This is a genomic window from Archangium lipolyticum (assembly GCF_024623785.1).
Lineage (GTDB): Bacteria > Myxococcota > Myxococcia > Myxococcales > Myxococcaceae > Archangium > Archangium lipolyticum.
Genome location: NZ_JANKBZ010000008.1, coordinates 388,651 through 403,604, shown reverse-complemented (window position 1 = coordinate 403,604; position 14,954 = coordinate 388,651). Strand labels below are relative to the sequence as shown.

Annotated in this window: 13 protein-coding genes and 9 tRNA genes; 7 read left to right on the top strand and 15 right to left on the bottom strand. The window is 69.7% G+C overall.

Annotation, left to right across the window (positions count from 1 at the left end; all coding sequences use genetic code 11):
* Window positions 1-164 precede the first annotated feature (164 nt).
* The 13 genes from NR810_RS20330 to NR810_RS20270 all read right to left on the bottom strand — a co-directional run bounded on the left by NR810_RS20330 (window position 165) and on the right by NR810_RS20270 (window position 5,410).
* On the bottom strand, window positions 165-2,993 hold the full coding sequence (locus NR810_RS20330; protein ID WP_257454702.1) for an AAA family ATPase: 2,829 nt from the start codon (window positions 2,991-2,993) through the stop codon (window positions 165-167).
* Between the two features lie 137 nt (window positions 2,994-3,130).
* The gene (locus tag NR810_RS20325) at window positions 3,131-3,334 is read right to left on the bottom strand and encodes a hypothetical protein (protein ID WP_257454701.1); all 204 of its coding nucleotides are present in this window, start codon (window positions 3,332-3,334) and stop codon (window positions 3,131-3,133) included.
* Between the two features lie 291 nt (window positions 3,335-3,625).
* Complete coding sequence (locus tag NR810_RS20320) at window positions 3,626-4,168, bottom strand: HNH endonuclease (RefSeq protein WP_257454700.1); 543 nt, start codon at window positions 4,166-4,168, stop codon at window positions 3,626-3,628.
* 26 nt (window positions 4,169-4,194) lie between these two features.
* Window positions 4,195-4,269, bottom strand: a tRNA-Leu gene (locus tag NR810_RS20315).
* 41 nt (window positions 4,270-4,310) lie between these two features.
* Window positions 4,311-4,383: transfer RNA gene (locus NR810_RS20310), tRNA-Phe, on the bottom strand.
* 91 nt (window positions 4,384-4,474) lie between these two features.
* Window positions 4,475-4,547, bottom strand: a tRNA-Arg gene (locus NR810_RS20305).
* Between the two features lie 4 nt (window positions 4,548-4,551).
* A tRNA-His gene (locus NR810_RS20300) sits at window positions 4,552-4,623 on the bottom strand.
* Between the two features lie 9 nt (window positions 4,624-4,632).
* Window positions 4,633-4,706 (bottom strand) — tRNA-Pro (locus tag NR810_RS20295).
* Window positions 4,707-4,727: 21 nt separating this feature from the next.
* Window positions 4,728-4,803: transfer RNA gene (locus tag NR810_RS20290), tRNA-Pro, on the bottom strand.
* A gap of 6 nt (window positions 4,804-4,809) precedes the next feature.
* Window positions 4,810-4,881 (bottom strand) — tRNA-Asn (locus tag NR810_RS20285).
* 11 nt (window positions 4,882-4,892) lie between these two features.
* Window positions 4,893-4,963 (bottom strand) — tRNA-Lys (locus NR810_RS20280).
* A gap of 80 nt (window positions 4,964-5,043) precedes the next feature.
* A tRNA-Tyr gene (locus tag NR810_RS20275) sits at window positions 5,044-5,130 on the bottom strand.
* A gap of 91 nt (window positions 5,131-5,221) precedes the next feature.
* Complete coding sequence (locus NR810_RS20270; protein WP_257454699.1) at window positions 5,222-5,410, bottom strand: hypothetical protein; 189 nt, start codon at window positions 5,408-5,410, stop codon at window positions 5,222-5,224.
* A 280-nt stretch (window positions 5,411-5,690) separates the two neighbouring features.
* Between NR810_RS20270 and NR810_RS20265 the strand changes: the two genes are divergently transcribed.
* The 7 genes from NR810_RS20265 to NR810_RS20235 all read left to right on the top strand — a co-directional run bounded on the left by NR810_RS20265 (window position 5,691) and on the right by NR810_RS20235 (window position 12,280).
* Window positions 5,691-5,909: a microviridin/marinostatin family tricyclic proteinase inhibitor gene (locus NR810_RS20265; RefSeq protein ID WP_257454698.1), complete on the top strand. Its 219-nt coding sequence runs from the start codon at window positions 5,691-5,693 to the stop codon at window positions 5,907-5,909.
* 36 nt (window positions 5,910-5,945) lie between these two features.
* Window positions 5,946-6,947, top strand: a complete 1,002-nt coding sequence (locus NR810_RS20260) for an MvdC/MvdD family ATP grasp protein (protein ID WP_257454696.1) — start codon at window positions 5,946-5,948, stop codon at window positions 6,945-6,947.
* Window positions 6,948-6,968: 21 nt separating this feature from the next.
* Window positions 6,969-7,967: an MvdC/MvdD family ATP grasp protein gene (locus tag NR810_RS20255; protein ID WP_257454694.1), complete on the top strand. Its 999-nt coding sequence runs from the start codon at window positions 6,969-6,971 to the stop codon at window positions 7,965-7,967.
* Window positions 7,968-7,996: 29 nt separating this feature from the next.
* Entirely contained in the window at window positions 7,997-8,575 is a 579-nt protein-coding gene (locus tag NR810_RS20250; protein WP_257454692.1) for a hypothetical protein, read from the top strand.
* A gap of 112 nt (window positions 8,576-8,687) precedes the next feature.
* Window positions 8,688-9,497 (top strand): metal-dependent hydrolase, encoded by an 810-nt coding sequence (locus NR810_RS20245; RefSeq protein ID WP_257454691.1) that lies wholly within the window; start codon window positions 8,688-8,690, stop codon window positions 9,495-9,497.
* Between the two features lie 69 nt (window positions 9,498-9,566).
* Entirely contained in the window at window positions 9,567-11,318 is a 1,752-nt protein-coding gene (locus NR810_RS20240) for a vitamin K epoxide reductase family protein (RefSeq protein ID WP_257454690.1), read from the top strand.
* A complete protein-coding gene (locus tag NR810_RS20235) occupies window positions 11,315-12,280 on the top strand; it encodes an ATP-grasp domain-containing protein (RefSeq protein WP_257454689.1) in 966 nt (321 codons plus the stop codon). The genes NR810_RS20240 and NR810_RS20235 overlap by 4 nt, the downstream gene beginning before the upstream one ends.
* 272 nt (window positions 12,281-12,552) lie before the next feature.
* Here NR810_RS20235 and NR810_RS20230 read toward each other — a convergent pair whose 3' ends face one another.
* Window positions 12,553-12,723, bottom strand: coding sequence for a hypothetical protein (locus tag NR810_RS20230; RefSeq protein ID WP_257454688.1), 171 nt, complete (start codon window positions 12,721-12,723; stop codon window positions 12,553-12,555).
* Window positions 12,724-12,727: 4 nt separating this feature from the next.
* Window positions 12,728-14,938: a peptidase domain-containing ABC transporter gene (locus tag NR810_RS20225; protein ID WP_257454687.1), complete on the bottom strand. Its 2,211-nt coding sequence runs from the start codon at window positions 14,936-14,938 to the stop codon at window positions 12,728-12,730.
* Between the last annotated feature and the right edge of the window lie 16 nt (window positions 14,939-14,954).

Sequence of the window (14,954 nt, the reverse complement as noted above, 5' to 3'; positions counted from 1 at the left end):
CGCGGCACTCGCCTCCGCTTCGTCGGCTGCTCTTCTGGTGGGCAGCAGGTCGTCTCCAGCATGGTTGCTTGCTGTTACCTACTTTTCCCGTCACCTTATTCCGACCAACCCTGCCATCGGACCAGTTCGTGCGGACCGCGCCCGGCAGTTCCCCCCCACTCGAATCAGTTCGCGGTGGGAGTGGGGCCCGTCGTGGGCGGACGGGAGATCCAAGCGGCGATGAAGACGTCCAGCTCGCCGCGCAGCACGTCCTTCACTCGCGGAGTGCCAGCCCCGGTGCGCGGGTCCTCCACCCGAGCCCCTCGGCCCAGATGGTAGCGCCGGGCCTCGTCCGCCGTGCTGCTGCCGCCCTGGCCCTTCACCACCCGCGAGGCGATGTCCTTCATCTCTTCCAGCTCGCCCGCGCCCGCCAGCGTCATCATCCGGCCCGTGGTCTCGTCCCGCACCGTCACTTCCGTCTTCACCCGAGCCAGGTACGTGCCCTCGTGCCGCTTCACCTCGCGGCCCTCCACGTCCAGGCTCTCCGGCTCCTCCACCGGCCCGCCCCGGTGCACCCGCACGTAGGCGCGCTGGCGCTTCTCCTCCTCCAGGCGCCGGTGCAGACCCGCCTCGCCCGCCAGGTAGCCATAGGCACCGGGTCCGGCGATCCGCACCACCACCCGGAAGGGCTCCTCCGCCTCCGCCACCGCCGTGGCCTCGTAGCCGCGCCGCTCCGCCCACCCCAGGTACATGGTCGCCAGCTCCTGCACCCAGGCATCCTGCCCCTCGCCCGTCTCGCTCGCGCAGATGTCCACCAGCGCCTCGTCGCCGTGGTCCGTCGCCCCCGCCGCGCCCAGCACCTCGGCCATCTGCACCTCGCGCGCCACGTCCTCCACCTGTTTCGCCGCCGACGCGAGCTGCGCCTCTCCCTTCGCCTCGCGCACCAGCCGCCGCGCGAAGGTGGTCCGCTCCTCCAGCCGGTCCAGCTCGTTGAGCTGCGCCTCCACCGACCGGAAGGCCCGCAGCGTCGACGCCGCGCGCTGTGGCTCATCCCACAGGTTGGGCGCCTGGGTCGCCGCCAGCAGCTCCGCGCGCCGCTCCTCCAGCCTCGGCCGGTTCGCCGACACCGACAGCGCCCGTGCCCGGCCCACCAGCCGGTCCATCTCGTTGAGCAGCGACTTCTTGTCCAGGCGCCGCTTCACCGCGGACACCGACTTCTCCGTGGGCAGCGCGAGCTGGGCCGTCTCCTCGCGCGGGCGCGGTGTGTGCTCGGCCACCGCCACCACCTTGTTGCCCGGCCGCGTCTCCACCCGCACCGGGGCTCCCGGAGGCAGCGGCCGGCGGGCGATCTCCACCGCCAGCGCCGCGGTCAGCGTCTTTTCTATCTCCCGCTGCAGGTAGCGCGCGCCGAACTGCGGCGAGTAGCCCCGCTCCACCAGCAGGTCCACCACCGCGGGCGTCACCTCCACGTCCAGCCCTCGGGCGCGGATGCCCTCGCGCTCCAGCACCCGGCCCACCTCGCGCTGGGCGATCTTCCGGATCTCCACCTTCGTCAGCGGCTGGAAGTGGCAGATGGCGTCGAAGCGGTTGAGGAACTCGGGACGGAAGGCCTCGGCGATGCGCCGGTCCACCTCGGTGATGAGCTCCTCGGGACGGCGCGAGCCCATGAAGCCGATGGCCGGCTCGCGGTACACCTCCGCGCCCACATTGGACGTGGCCACGATGACGGTGTTGTTGCAAGAGATCGTCTCTCCCGCGCCGTTGACGAACGTGCCCTCGTCGAAGAGCTGAAGGAATCGGTCGTGCACGCTGCGCGCCGCCTTCTCGAACTCGTCGAGCAGCAGCACGGTGAACACCTTGCCCTCCAACAGGGCCGTCAGCTCGCCGCGCTTCGTCTCGAGCGCGGGCGCCCACGAGGCCCCGAAGGGGACGCTCTCGTCACCGTCGTTGGGGAAGTCCGCCATGTTGAGGCGGACGAGCCTGTCCGGAGAGCCGAAGAGGTACTCGGCCAGCAGCTTGGCGAGCTGTGTCTTGCCCACGCCGGTGGGGCCGGCGAAGAGGAACACGCCGAGCGGCCGGCGCGGATCGTTGAGCCCCGCCTTGAGCAGCGCCACCGAGCGCAGCACGGCCTGCACCGCGTCCGTCTGCCCCAGCAGCCGCTCCCCGAAGAAGCGCTCGGTCTCCTCCAGGTCCAGCGCCATCGCGTCGTCCACGACGAAGCGGGGCAGGCGGGTGGTGGCGCAGAAGCGGGTGAGGACGTCCTCGGGGCCCACGCGGTCCTTGGCCCCGCCGGCGGCCTCCGCGGCCGTCTCCTTGAGCAGCTCGATGGCCTTGCGCGGCAGCCTCTGGGCCAGCAGGAACTTGGAGGCCAGCCGCAGGGTCAGGTCGCACGCCGCCGGGTCGATGGGCAGATGCAGCTGGCGCTCCAGCTCCTCGGCCACGCGGCCCAATATCCACCGGGCCCGTTCGGCGGGCGGCTCCTGGAGGGGCACGAGGTGCAGTCGCTCGGAGAACGATTCGTCCGCGCGCAGCAGCTCCTGCACGCGCTTGGGCTCGGTCTCGAAGATGAAGCGGATGCCTCCGGTGCGCAGGGCCCGGAAGGCCACGGGGGCCAGGGGGCCGCCGATGACCGCGGGCAGATCCCGGATGTAGACGATGGGGCAGGGGTGCCGGCTCAGCCAGGCCAACAGCTCCTCGAACGACTCCGCCGCCTGGCGCTGGGTGCTGCGCGCCAGGATGTTGGCGACGGACACCTCCACCATCCGCGCCTGGGCCAGCTCCGCGTCCACGCGGCCCTCGATGATGCGGCGCGCCACCTCCTGCACCACGGCGGACTTGCCCACCCCGGGCTCTCCCGAGAGCAGGGGGTGCTTGCCCCCTCGCGACAGCAGGCCCAACACCTCCATCACCGGACCGTCCACGCCGTACGCGGCCGTGAGCTTCCCGTCCCGCGCCAGCGCGGTCAGGTCCCGGTCGATGAGTCTCTCACTGTCCTCGCTCTTCCTCGTGGCCATGGTCGGGAACGCCTCGTCGGGCGCGCGGGGGGCACTCTAGCGTGCTGAAACGCAGTGGTGGGCCCCGGCACTCCCGAGCCGGAGCCATTTCCGCCCCTGTCACGCGGGCGTGGCCCGCCATGGCACGGCCGCGAGGCTCAGCACTCCGCGGCCGGGTGCCCCCAGGGATTGGAGGCCGGCGTCTGCCGCAGCAGCGCCTCCAGCTTCCGTGCCAGGGCGCCGGCGTTCTCGGACCTCGGGGGCGGGAGGTAGGGCTTCACCGTGGCGCTCAGGCGGGCCGCCTGGTGCGCGAGGAGCTGCTCCACTTCCGGAGACCAACGACCGAACTCGAGCCACTCCATGTGCGTCCTCCCTGCCGGGGTTTGTGTCCAGCGCGCATCCATGCGCTCGTTGCGTGGGTGCGTTCATTACGCCGCGCGTCAAGGCAGCGGGGATTTGACGGGTTCCCAACTTTTCCGGGTCTTGTCCCCAGGGGGTGTGACGGAAATGAAATGTGCCGGCAGCAGGACCCGCCTGCCGGCGCGCGGGGCGTACGGGCCCGGGGTTGCCTCTGGCTTCCCTGGTCGGAGCCCGCTCCGGATACGGAGCAGGTCCGGAGGAAGCCACCTCTGGTGGCCTCCCACACCCGCCGCTCACTCCTGCAGCTCCGTGTGCCAGTACGCGACGTCACGGAGGAACTTCCTCCACGAGATGGGCATGCCCTTCTCGTAGGCGAAGGTGAGCCGCACCGAGCCCGGGAGCTTGCGAGGCTTCTCGGGAGAGGAGAGCAGCTTCATGCCCGCCTGCACCGGCGTGCGCCCGCCCTTCTTCTGGTTGCAGGGCACGCAGGCGATCACGATGTTCTCCCAGGTGGTGCGGCCGCCCTGGGCCCGGGGCACGACGTGATCGTACGTGGCCTCGGGGCGGGACACCTTCCGGCCGCAGTACTGGCACCGGCAGCTGTCACGCATGTAGACGTTGTCGCGGCTGAACTTGATGCCGCGTCCCTTGCGCCGCTCGCCGCGCAGGAAGCGGATGACGGACGGCATCCGGATCTCCAGGGTGACGGAGCGGACGATGCGGTCGTCGTACTCCTCGACCACCTCGACCTTGCCCTGCCACAGCAGCATCATCGCGCGCTGCCAGGAGATCCGTGCCACGGGTTCGTAGGATGGGCTGAGGACCAGCGTCTCCATGACTCGGGGTTTCCTTCGGGGTGAGATGTCCGCGGCGAGAGTCGAACTCGCACATGAGCCGGGTTTGAGCCGGCTGCCTCTCCCGATTGGGCCACGCGGACGGGTTGGGGAGCCTGTTGCAATACGGTGCGTGTGCTGCGAGTGCCGTCCCCAGGAATCGAACCCGGTCCTCCCGCTCTTCAGACGGGCGCGCGGACCACCTACGCCAGGACGGCATGATGAAGTTGCGGAGCAGGGAGTCGAACCCTGCGGCCCAGGCGTATGAGACCCGGTGGGACGGCAGGTCCCACTCCGCATCGAAACTGTTGCCTCCGGCAGGACTTGAACCTGCGGCCTCACGGTTCGGAGCCGTGCGCTCTATCCCCTGAGCTACGGAGGCGAAGGTCGGCTGGAGGGACTCGAACCCTCTGGAACCGGATTCACAGACCGGTGGCTCACCCTTTGCCTTCAGCCAACATCAAACATCTGAGTGGCAGGATTCGAACCTGCAGCCTCGCGGACCCGAACCGCGCGCTCTACCAAGTTGAGCTACACCCAGGAAAGACAACCATCAATGAAGTCGGGATGGCCGGATTTGAACCGACGGCCTCGTGCACCCCAAGCACGCGCTCTCGTCCAGGCTGAGCTACATCCCGATGAAGCTTCACGGGAGGGACTCGAACCCCCAGCCCGGCGGTTAACAACCGCCCGCTCTACCATTGAGCTACCGTGAAATGTGTTGCATTACCCCCGGAGGGACTCGAACCCTCGCCGTCCGCTTAAGAGGCGGATGCTCTACCCGTGAGCTACGGAGGCGTGTGCCGCCTCTCTCGAAGGCAGGCGGCGCTTCACCACTGCGATTCAGTTGTCAGGGAACACGTGCTTCCACTGCCGAGTGGGGACGCTGGGAGTCGAACCCAGCGGGCCATTGAAGGCTCCGGCTCTACAGGCCAGTGCGTCTTCGCGTAACGCTCTACGTCCCCGGATGGATGAGGCTGGAAATGCGAGAGGCCGGGACCCTTTCGGGAACCCGGCCTCCTTCGCCGCCGCCTCACACACTCGGGAGGCGGAGCATCAGAAGAAGAGGCCTGGGTGGGGGCGCCAGTCGAAGCACCCGCGGAAACCGCGCTTCATCAGGGGGTGGCGCCGATACCGCCACTGCGAGGAGGGGGCCGGCAAGGCGCTGACGCGCACGTTGGCGAGACCGGCGGGGTTGTGGTGCTGCTTCGGATTCATCGTGTCCGGCTGCGTCATCGTTCGCATCGTCACCGCTCCTTTCATGGGGAAGAGACGACGTGCCGCGTAAATCCTGACGCGATAATTTTTCGTGGTTTTTTCCCGTCGAATGAGAATGCTCTGGCCCGGGTTGTCTTCAGGTGACGGCATTCACACACGGTGTGTGCTCCGATGCCACGTCAGCGCGTCTAAGAGGAGCGATACAGCGGTTTGTCTTGATCCAGATAAGTGGGGAATCCATAGTGGCTGTGGTTGCTCGTACAACCGCCTGGAAGACAGGTCAGATCAGCACCAAGGAGACTGGACCATGAAGAAGACCCTTGAGAACAAGAAGCCGTTCTTCGCGCGCCTGCTCGAGGAGCAGGAGCTGGAGCAGGTGGCGGGTGGTGCGACCAAGAAGTACCCCTCCGACAGCGACGAGGACCAGACCATGAAGTACCCCTCGGACGGTGACGAGGAGTCCCCCTCCACGCTGGGCAACGTGACCCTGAAGTACCCCTCGGATGGCGACGAGGGTGTGATCTAACGATCCGCTGGCGCTCGGTTCCGCGCCTCATGCCCCATGACACCCCCTGCCCGCGACATCGTCCTTCTTCTCACCCACAGCGGCGACCATTACACGGTCGATCGAGTGGCGGAGGAACTGTCGCGGCGGGGGGTCCGCCCGCTGCGTATCGACACGGATGGCTTTCCGGCCGAGCTGGAGCTGACGTCCGCGTTGGGGCGGGAGGGAGCCGAGGTGACGTTGCGGACCGCGTCCGGCGAGCTGCGCGGGCAGGACATCCGGTCGGTGTGGTTGCGCCGGCTGGTGTCGCCCCGGCTCGATGAGTCGCTGGACCCCGCCTTCCGCGCGGGCTGCATGCGCGAGTCGAAGGCGGCGCTCGAGGGCTTCCTCGATGGGCTGGAGGCGGCGGGCTGCCGCTTCGTCAACCCGCTCGAGGCCGACCTGCCGGCGCAGAACAAGCCGCGCCAGCTCCGGCTGGCCCACGCGCTCGGACTGGAAGTGCCGCGCACGCTGGTGACCAACGACGCCGCTCGGGTGCGCGCCCTCTTCGAGCAGGTGAATGGCCGGATGGTGGCCAAGATGCTGACGCCCCTGTCTCAGTCCATGGCCGGGGGTGGCGCCTTCGTCTACACGAGCGCGATCGGTCCCGAGCACCTCGATGAGCTCGACGGGTTGCGTTACAGCCCCATGGTCTTCCAGGAGCGTATCGACAAGCTGCGCGAGCTGCGGGTGGTGGTGGTGGGCGAGCAGTGTTTCGTGGGCGCCATCGATGCTTCCCGCTCGGTGGCTGGCCAGGTGGACTGGCGGCGTTCCAAGCCAGACGAGGTGAGCTGGGAGAAGGGCTCGCTGCCGGCGGAAGTGTCGGCGCGCCTGGTCCGCCTGGTCGCCGAGCTGGGGCTGGTGTACGGCGCCGCGGATTTCATCGTCACACCCGAGGGACGGCACGTCTTCCTCGAGGTGAACCCCGGAGGGGAGTGGGGCATGCTCGAGAAGGATCTCGGCCTGCCCATCGCCGCGGCCCTGGCCGAGGCGCTCGCATCCGAGGGCACCGCCCTCTGACGGGCAGACACGGATTTCTCCATGACGATTCTCATCGTGACCCATTCCAAGGACAACGAGGCGCCCACGTCCGTGGCACGCGCCCTCGAGTCCCGTGGCGAGCGGGTCTACCGGTTCGATACGGATTTGTTCCCCACCGACCTCCAGCTCTCGCTCGACGAGGCGGGTGGCGGGCGGCTCTCCGGGCCCTCGGGCGTGCTCGAGCTGTCGGAGGTCACCGCCGTCTGGTACCGCCGCAACGCGACGGGCGCGCGCATTCCCGAGGACATGGATCCCCAGCTGCGGCAGCCCTCGGTGGAGGAGAGCCGGCGGGTGGTGTTCGGGATGATGGCGGCGCTCGGCGTCTTCCAGCTGGATGCGCTCGAGGTGGTACGGCGCTCGGAACACAAGCCACTGCAGCTCAAGCTGGCGCGCGATCTGGGGATGGATGTGCCGCGCACGCTGATGACCAATGATGCGGAGGCGGTGCGCGCCTTCGCCGCGGCCTGCCCCGGCGGCGTGGTGACGAAGATGATGGCGTCGTTCGCCGTCTACGAGAAGGGCCAGGAGCAGGTGGTCTTCACCACCCCCCTGACGGCGAAGCAGTTGGAGGACCTGGACGGCCTGGAGCTGTGTCCGATGACCTTCCAGGAGCGCGTGGTCAAGGCGAGGGAGCTGCGGGTGACGGTGGTGGGGGACCGGGTGATGGCGGCCTCCATCGACTCGCAGGCGTTGCCGAGGGCCCGTGAGGACTGGCGTCGCGAGGGCGTGGCGCTCATTGGCGAGTGGAAGCACTACACGCTGCCCGAGCCCCTCCACGCACAGGTGCTGAAGCTGATGGACGCGCTGGGGCTCAACTACGGCGCGTTCGACTTCATCGTCACCCCCGAGGGGCGGCATGTCTTCCTCGAGGTGAACCCGTCGGGCGAGTTCATGTGGCTGATGAAGTACCCCGGACTGCCCATCAATGAAGCATTGGCGGACGTGCTCTCCGGACGCGCGGCGCGCCGGCTCGCGCCCAAGCCGCTGCCGCGGCCGTGAGGCGCGGGGGTTCCATGCTCCGAGCCGCGTTGCTCCCACTCCTTGCCCTGTGTCTCCTCGGCCCGCGTGTGGCGCTGGCGGAGGACGACGCGCTGACGCGCTTCCAGGAGTGGTTGTCGAAGCTCGGCAAGCCGGCTCCTCCTCCCGAGGACAAGGGCCCCTGGAACACCTTCACCCTCAACCCGCTGGTACTCAAGGAGCGGCGGCTCGGGGTCGAGTACGAGCGGGCGCTCGGCCGGGGTTTCTCGCTCTACCTGGCGCCCGAGTTCGCCTATGGCCGTGCCGAGCGCTCCTGGCATCTGACGCTGGGCGGCACGCTGGGGGCGAGGATCTTCGTGATTGGAAAGGCCCCGAGCGGCATCTACTTCGGGCCCGAGGTCGCCGTGGACTATCAGCGCGAGCGCCGGGAGCAGGGGCTGCGCAAGGCCTTCGGGCTGGGAGTCGGCGGGAGCGTCGGCTGGACGCTGGTGTTCTTCGACCGCTTCACGCTCGCGGCGGGGTTCTCGGCCCAATACCGGGCCATCCCGGACCTCGAGTCGTCCGAGGAGGAGGCCATCCGGGTGGAGCTCGTCCCCACGCCCCGGCTGGCCTTCGGTGTCGCGTTCTGACGTCGAGAGTCGAATCGAGATTGAGCCAGCCGTGAGGGCGCGCTAGTCGATCGCGCGTTCGCGAGGGCCCAGGGCTCCGCGACGGTCATTCTCGTTTCGACAGGGGACGTACATGCGGACCAATCTGGTGGCAGTGGTGGTGGCGGCGCTGATGGTGGGCGGGACGGCGGCGGCCCAGCAGAAGGGGCAGGGCGCGAAGGCGGCCGCGGCGCAGGGCAAGACGGAGGTGACGTGGTGGGGCCACGCCGGCTTCTTCGTGCGCACGCCGGGCGGTGCGGTCATCGCCATCGACCCGTGGTTGGGCAACCCCAAGGCACCCCAGGGCGTGCAGCCGCCGGAGACGGTGGACGCCATCCTCGTCACCCACGGGCACTTCGACCACGCGGGTAGCGCCAAGGAGCTGGCGACGAAGACGGGCGCGCAGGTGTTCGGCTCCTACGAGCTCATCAACCTGATGGGCCTGCCCCAGGACAAGGGCGTGGGGGCCAACGCGGGCGGCACCTTCCAGGTGAAGGACGTCACCATCCACTTCGTGGAGGCGGTGCACTCCAGCAGCTACGCCGCCGACGACAAGTCTCCCCCGCAGTACGCCGGCGCGCCGGTGGGCTATGTGCTGGAGATCGCCAACGGCCCCACGCTGTACCACGCGGGTGACACCGGCGTGTTCGCCTCCATGGCCACCATCGCCGAGCAGTTCAAGCCCACCGTGGCGATGCTTCCCATTGGCGGTCACTTCACCATGGGTCCCTCCGAGGCCGCCCAGGCCGCCCGCCTGTTGAAGGTCAAGTCCCTGGTGCCCATGCACTACGGCACCTTCCCGCTGCTCAAGGGCACGCCCGAGGAGCTCGAGGGCCAGCTCAAGAAGGTCGCGGCTCCGGCCAGGGTGCTGCGGCTGGAGGCCGGCAAGGCCACGGCGCTGTAGGCCCCTCGTGGCATCGGGCGTGACGGGGCTCGCTCCCGTGGGCCTTTTGTGGTTTCTCTTCCGCGCCCGATGCTCCGCGACTCCTCCCTCCCCCTTGACACCCCGGCCCTGGCCCTCGCCGAGGTCGTCCGGCGCCGGGGCCTGCGCTACTCCCGGGCGCACGTGCGCGAGGCTTTCAGGAGCCACCCGCAGCCCACCTCGCTGCTGGCCGCGGTGGAGGTGGCGCGCTCGGTGGGTCTGGAGCCCACGGCGGGGCAGGGGGACCTCGAGACGCTGGACGAGACAGAGGCCTCGGAGCTGCCCGCCATCCTCCACTTCGTCGTGGACGGGGAGGAGGGCTTCGGTCTGCTGGAGGCGGTGCTGCCCGGGGCCGAGGGGATCCGCGTCTGGGACAGCCGCAATGGCAGTCAGCAGCTGACCCGGGACGAGCTGGCCTCGCTGTGGAGCGGCGTCATCCTCTTCCTGGAGCCCCAGGGCGAGGGCGTCCCGGAGCGCGGTTACCTCCCGCGCCGTGCGCGCGAGCTGCTGCTGGAGGAGTGGCGGCCGCGCACCGGGCTCGTGGGTTCCTCGTCCTCTCCGGTCGTGCGCTGGGGACTGGGCGCGCTGGCGGTCGTCCTGCTGGGACTGGCCATAGGGGCGCTCCCCGCCGGGGTGCGTGGGCCGGGCGCGCTGCTCGCGGGCCTCACCGCGCTGGGGCTGGCCGCGTCCCTCACCGCGCTGGCGTGGACGCGAGGCCAGAAGTCCTCCGTGTTGTGCGGTGGTGGCGGACCGGTGGACTGCGAGAGCGTGCTCCTGTCGGACTGGGCGCGCATCGCCGGAGTGCCGCTGTCCGGCCTGGGCACGGCCTTCTTCGGTGCCTCCCTGCTGGTGCAGTGCACCTCGGCCCTCTCCGGGAGCGTGGCGCCCGCGTGGCTGGCGGGCGCGGCCTTCCTTCCCACGCTGCCCCTCTCCGTGCTGCTGGTGGTGGTGCAGATCCGCATGCGGCGCTTCTGCACCCTCTGCATGGCGGTGCACGCGGTGGACGCGGCGGGAGCGGCGGTGTTCCTGCTGGGGCTCGCTCCGCGCGTGGCGCTGCCTCCCGAGGGGCTGGTGCCCGCGGCGCTGCTGCTTCTGCTTCTCTTCGGGCTGTTCCTGTCCTCCACCGTGCCCCACCTCTCCCAAAAGGAGGAGGACGGCTCACGCGAGCGCGACCGGGCACGGCTCGACCGCTCACCCCTCACTTCCCTGGCGCGGCTCACGGGCGAGAAGGCGCTGCCGGTGGAGGCCGACGCGGTGGGCGTGCGCCTGGGAGGCGGGGAGGGCGCACCGCACACGCTGGTGATGCTGGCGAGTCCCGGGTGCAAGCAGTGTGGCCCGCTGCTGGATCAATTGGAGGGTGTGGTGGCCCGTCACGGTGACGTGCTGCGCGTCCACGTGGGCGTGCCTCCGATCGAGCCGGGTAATCCGAGAGAGGTCGCCCTGTGCGAGGCGCTGGCCTGCGTGGGCGTGGCGTTCGGCGGTGGCATGTTCCTCCAGGCGTTCCGCGCGGCGAAGCAGGCGGTCCGCGAGCTGATGAAGGCCCCCGAGCCGCTGGCGGAGCTGGCCACCCTCACCGGCTTGGACAGGGGCGCTCTGGAGGCGGCGCGAGAGACGGCCCGGGCCCAGGTGCGAGCGGCCACCACGCTCAAGGTCGAGCGCACCCCCGGCGTCCCCGCGTTCTTCTTCGATGACCGCAGGTGCGAGGCGCCTCTCTCCCATGTCGAGGCATGGTGCGTACGGCCCGGGCTGCTGTCGGTACTCGCGCCTCCGGAGACGAAGAGCGAGGAAGGGAAGGCACCATGACGGAGAAGACGCAGGCGGGGCCCGTGCTCATCGTGGGCTCGCCCGGGGACATCCACGTGGACGCGGTGGCGCGCCGGTTGGGCGAGGAGGGCGTGGAAGCCTTCGTGCTGGACAGCCTCGCCTTTCCGGAGAAGACGCGGGTGTCGCTGTCGGATGACCTGGACTGCATCACTGTGGATGGCCGTCCCATGGGGCGGCCCGGTGCCGTCTACGTGCGTCAGCTCCACGGCCACCCGCTGGCCATGGACGTGGACGTCGCCGAGGAGATGGAGGACGATTGGCGCACCACCCTGGTGGTCTTCCGTGAGAAGGCCACCCTGCTCAAGGGCCTCATGGGGCGCTGGGAGGCCCTGGGCGTGCCCCTGTACAACGGCCCCTCGTCCGACTGGTGCACCCCCAAGCCCACGCAGCTGGCCCTGCTGAAGGCCGCCGGACTGCCCGTGCCGAGGACACTCTGGACCAATGACGCGGAGGCCGTGCGCCGCTTCGCCGCCGGCCAGCGCGTGGCCTACAAGCCCGTCACCGGGGGAGCCGCCACGAAGGAGCTCCTCGCCGAGGATCTCACCGACGAGCGCCTCGGCGCGCTGGACGCCGCTCCCGTCACCTTCCAGGAGCTGCTGCCCGGCGAGGACATTCGCGTCTACGTGCTGGATGGGGAGATCATCGCCAGCCTGCGCATCATCTCTTCCGCGCTCGACTTCCGGCAGAACGAGGAGCGCGTTGAGCAGGTGGAGCTGCCTCCCGAGGTGGCCCGCCAGTGCGTGAAGGCCGCCGAGGTGCTGGGCCTACGCTGGACGGGGATGGACCTCAAACGCGGCGCGGACGGGGTGCTCAAGTTCCTGGAGCTCAACGCGTCTGCCATGTTCCTCGGCTTCGACGCGCGCGCGGGCTCGGACATCCTGGGCCACCTGACGCGGACCCTGGCCCGGGCGGCGCGGGGCAAGGCGCCCATCCGTCCCTAGTGGAGTGTCCACAGAGTCTTTGGACATAGTCCGAGGGCCAGTGGATGTCCCCTCTCCCTCTGGGAGAGGGCTAGGGTGAGGGTCTTCCCCCTGGAGCGCATGACCCCATGGGAGTTCACAGAGGACGGCGAGGGGGCGGTTGCGTGCCGTGATGCAAGCCGGGGCGAGGAACACGCGGGTGACGACCCTCACCCCCCGCCCTCTCCCAGAGGGAGAGGGAGCATGCGCAACACGACTATGTCCACGAACTTCGTGGACACTCCACTAGCGCTTCACCGCCACAGCACGGCGAGCACCGTGCGCGACGCCAGCCACGCCGCCGCTCCCAGTCCCAGCGTCAGGGTCAGCGTGAGCCACATCATGGTCCGGGCTCGCGGATGGAGGATGGCGCGGATCTCCTCGGTGAGGGCGGGATCCTTCTCGTCGTCGTGTCCGGTTCCCATGGCTTCAGCCCTCCATCTGGTTTTCCACCAGCGCGCGGTAGCGCCCGCCGGGAAGGGCCACCAGCTGCTCGTGGGTGCCCTCCTCCACCACGCGCCCCTTCTCCAGCACGACGATCTTGTCCGCGCGCCGCACCGTGGACAGCCGGTGTGCCACCACCACCAGCGTGCGTCCCTGGGCCTCGCGCCGCAGCGCCTCGGTGATGGCGCGCTCGAGCGTCGCGTCCAGGTGGCTGGTGGCCTCGTCCAGGAAGAGCACCCGGGGATCCCGATAGATGGCGCGTGCCAGCTGCAGCCGCTGCTCCTCGCCTCCGGACAGCTTGATGCCGGCCTCTCCGATGCGCGTGTCGAGCCCCCGGGGAAGGGCGAGCAGGTCGTCCAGGCACGCGGTGCGCGCGGCGTACAGCAGCCGCTCGCGATCCGGGCTCGGGTCCCCCAGCGCGATGTTCTCCGCCAGCGAGCCGTCGAAGATGTCCGTCTTCTGGAACACGAAGCCCACCGAGCGGCGCAGGCTCGCGGGATCGAAGTCCTCCAGGGGCTTGCCGTCGTAGAGGACACGCCCCTCCTGTGGCCGGTACAGGCCGTAGAGCACCTGGGTGAGCGTCGTCTTGCCCGCGCCCGAGCGGCCCACGATGGCCGTCATCTTCCCCGCGGGCACGGTGAAGCTCACGTCATCGAGGATGGGAGGCTCATGTGGCGAGCCGTACCGGAAGCTGACGCCCTCCAGGCGGATCTCCGGCGCGGCCTTCAGCGCGGGCTCCACGGGGGCATCGTCGGTGAGCTCGGGCTCCGTCTCGTAGACGACCCCCACCCGGCGCAGGGACACCAGCACGTCCTGCAACTGCTGGGCGAAGGCGATGAGGTTCTGCAGGGGCGCCAGCACCAGGCCGAGGATGGCGAGCGTGCCTACCATCTGCCCCAACGACAGCTCCCCGGAGATGACCAGGCGTGCCTCGTACACGAGGATGCCCACGTACATGGCCTGGTTGATCAACTGGGCACCGGCCTGGTGTGCCAGATCGAGCCCCCAGAGGCGGCGGGTGGCCACGTGGTCACGCGCCTGGAGCCGCTCCCACTGGGTGCGCGCCTGTCGCTCGGCTCCGCAGGCCTTGAGCGTCTGGATGCCGCCGATCATCTGCATCTCCAGGCGGCTGGAGTCCGCGCTCACCCGGAAGCGCTCCGTGTCCGCCCGCGTGCGCCGCGTCAGCACCAGCGCCGTCCACCCGGCGTACAGCGTCATGCCCGCCAGGAAGATGGCGAAGACGAAGGGGTCATAGAGGAACAGCACCACCCCGTAGCCCACCAGCATGACGGCATCGAGCATCGCCGAGGCCGTCGCGCCCTGGAGGGTGCGACGGATGCGCTGGTGGTCTTCCAGACGCCTGAGCAGGTCTCCCCGGTGGCGCCGCGCGAAGAAGGAGATGGGCAGCGACAGCAGCCGCTTCCAGAACTGCGTCAGCAGCAGCATGGAGTAGCCGCTGGAGAGCAGGAAGAGCGTCGCGCCCCGCACCAGCGTCACCGCCACCTGCGCCAGGATCAGCACCCCGAGCCCCACGCCGATGGCCCCGAGCAGCGAGACGTCCTTGCCCCCCACCGCCTTGTCCACCAGTCCCTGGAACAGCAGCGGCTGGGCGAGCGCCAGTCCCTGAAGGAGCAGCGAGGCAAGGGCGATCTGGACGATGAGCGCGCGGTAGCGCCACAGCCCGCGCAGGAACCGGTCGAGCACCTGGGGGCGGCGCGCGGCTGCCGTCCCGGGGAGTTGGACGGGCTCGAGGAGCACCTTCGTGGGCTCGAGCAGCAGGAGGATGCCGTTCCAGTGCTGGCCGAGCTTCTCGCGCGGCACGCGGAGCAGCCCCACCGCGGGGTCTCCCACCACGGCCTCCTTCGGCGTCACCTCGTAGAGGACGACGAAGTGGTCCTCGTTCCAGTGGGCGATGGCGGGCAGCATCGCGCGGCCCTCCTCGTCCTCGAGCTCTCCGGGCTCCTCCACATGGACGCCCTTCGCCTCGAAGCCGAGCTGCTGGGCGGCGGTGGCGAGGTCCAGCAGCGAGGTGCCGAAGACCTGGACGTGCGTCATCTCCTTGAGCGCCGCCAGCGCGTGCCGGGCGCCATGGTAGGCGGCCACCATCTCCAGACAGGCCGGGCCACAGTCGGCCTCCTCGGACTGGAGCCGGATCGGGTAGCGGCGCAGGACGGTGGCGAGGGGGGAGCGAGGCACGTCTGGTGGGTACCAC

Excerpts from the sequence above, each read along its gene's own strand:
- NR810_RS20330 (WP_257454702.1), bottom strand. The coding sequence starts at position 2,993 with ATGGCCACGAGGAAGAGCGAGGACAGTGAGAGACTCATCGACCGGGAC.
- NR810_RS20325 (WP_257454701.1), bottom strand. The coding sequence starts at position 3,334 with ATGGAGTGGCTCGAGTTCGGTCGTTGGTCTCCGGAAGTGGAGCAGCTC.
- NR810_RS20320 (WP_257454700.1), bottom strand. The coding sequence starts at position 4,168 with ATGGAGACGCTGGTCCTCAGCCCATCCTACGAACCCGTGGCACGGATC.
- NR810_RS20270 (WP_257454699.1), bottom strand. The coding sequence starts at position 5,410 with ATGCGAACGATGACGCAGCCGGACACGATGAATCCGAAGCAGCACCAC.
- NR810_RS20265 (WP_257454698.1), top strand. The coding sequence starts at position 5,691 with ATGAAGAAGACCCTTGAGAACAAGAAGCCGTTCTTCGCGCGCCTGCTC.
- NR810_RS20260 (WP_257454696.1), top strand. The coding sequence starts at position 5,946 with ATGACACCCCCTGCCCGCGACATCGTCCTTCTTCTCACCCACAGCGGC.
- NR810_RS20255 (WP_257454694.1), top strand. The coding sequence starts at position 6,969 with ATGACGATTCTCATCGTGACCCATTCCAAGGACAACGAGGCGCCCACG.
- NR810_RS20245 (WP_257454691.1), top strand. The coding sequence starts at position 8,688 with ATGCGGACCAATCTGGTGGCAGTGGTGGTGGCGGCGCTGATGGTGGGC.
- NR810_RS20240 (WP_257454690.1), top strand. The coding sequence starts at position 9,567 with ATGCTCCGCGACTCCTCCCTCCCCCTTGACACCCCGGCCCTGGCCCTC.
- NR810_RS20235 (WP_257454689.1), top strand. The coding sequence starts at position 11,315 with ATGACGGAGAAGACGCAGGCGGGGCCCGTGCTCATCGTGGGCTCGCCC.
- NR810_RS20230 (WP_257454688.1), bottom strand. The coding sequence starts at position 12,723 with ATGGGAACCGGACACGACGACGAGAAGGATCCCGCCCTCACCGAGGAG.